The organism is Pedobacter sp. 22163, assembly GCF_052045595.1.
Classification (GTDB): Bacteria; Bacteroidota; Bacteroidia; order Sphingobacteriales; family Sphingobacteriaceae; genus Pedobacter.
On record NZ_JBQEPM010000028.1, the window covers coordinates 1 to 873 of the forward strand.

Annotated in this window: 1 protein-coding gene; it reads right to left on the reverse strand. The window is 42.0% G+C overall.

Going from position 1 to position 873, the window contains the following annotated elements; genetic code table 11:
• A partial coding sequence (locus ACTJKN_RS27320; protein WP_440828772.1) for a transposase occupies window positions 1-767 on the reverse strand: 767 nt, incomplete at its 3' end.
• Window positions 768-873 lie beyond the last annotated feature (106 nt).

Sequence of the window (873 nt, forward strand, 5' to 3'; positions counted from 1 at the left end):
AAACTGCTGTCTGCTGTCTTGTGTCCGATCTTGGCATCCATGTCCTTGGAGAGCGTATAATGCTCCTGGGTATCCTCAACCGTTTCTTTTAACAGGTTTAATTTCTCTTTAACCGCAGGGATCTCGCTCAAGGTACTGTCCGACTCAATCCGTTCCTGCAATTTCTTGCAATAGGCAATCTCCTTTTCAAGATCGATCGACTCATTCTTCTCTGGCATCAATTTCTTAAAGTCCTCATCCATCGAATAGACAGCCTTTCGAAGTAACTTGCTACGCTGCCTAAGCACCTCAATTGCAGAATAAGGATTGGATCTAGATAACGAATGAGTAGCATCCACGATAATGGACTTGGATTTGATGATGCCCTTTTCAAGGGCTAGGGATACCGTCTTGCCAATTAATAGGTTCAGTAAGTCCATATCCTTTAGTCTGAGTTTGCGAAACTTGGTCAGAGAACTCGGATCGATCACTTCCGCTTCAGGTGCCATCTCAAGGAAATATTTAAAGGACATATCGTAGCGAGAGCGATCAACAACATCCACATCTGACACAGTAAAAATCGTCTTAAGTAAAAGGTACTTGAACATACGGATAGGGCTCTCAGCCATACGTCCATTGTTCTGGCAGTACTTCTCTAGAAGCTCATCATGAATGAAACTGAAGTCTATCAGATCATTGATCTTTCGAAGAAGGTTGTCTTTGGGGATGATCAGGTCATATAATCCTGAGTAGGAACTGAACTGGATCTTTTGTTGGTGAGCTAGCATCGGATACCTTAAAATCTAATTTAAGATACAAAAAAAAGAGCAGAGAAACCAAGGTTATCTGCTCTTTTTCAGCCCAATTATTAAGAGGACTTTTTCAGTGCCCTCG